Source organism: Neokomagataea anthophila, assembly GCF_018122595.1.
Taxonomy (GTDB): domain Bacteria; phylum Pseudomonadota; class Alphaproteobacteria; order Acetobacterales; family Acetobacteraceae; genus Gluconobacter; species Gluconobacter anthophilus.
This window is the reverse complement of record NZ_JAGRQH010000147.1, coordinates 1-235: the sequence shown is the minus strand read 5'-3', so window position 1 is coordinate 235 and position 235 is coordinate 1. Positions and strand designations below refer to the sequence as shown.

1 pseudogene is annotated in these 235 nt (G+C 50.2%); it reads left to right on the top strand.

Annotated features, from left to right (window positions below):
• Positions 1 to 42: 42 nt before the first annotated feature.
• Positions 43 to 235: pseudogene (locus KB213_RS12350) on the top strand (hypothetical protein); the annotation flags it as partial.

Here is a 235-nt window from a genome sequence, read left to right as displayed (position 1 = left end):
CAGACTGGCGCATGTATCATTTTACAGGTACCGCCAGCATAGTTGCGTTTAGCTGAGTTGGTGGAGTGTGTTGCGGGTGTCTTTGCGATACTTGGCCCGGGGCAGCATGTCGATGTGCATTGTCCGTTGCTAAGCCTTCCTGCTCGTATGGGGTATGCGCCAGTAGAGAATTCCAAACTGCCTTACATGAAGTTGAAAGCAGTAGATAATCCCGTAAAATCGATGGTCCCATACC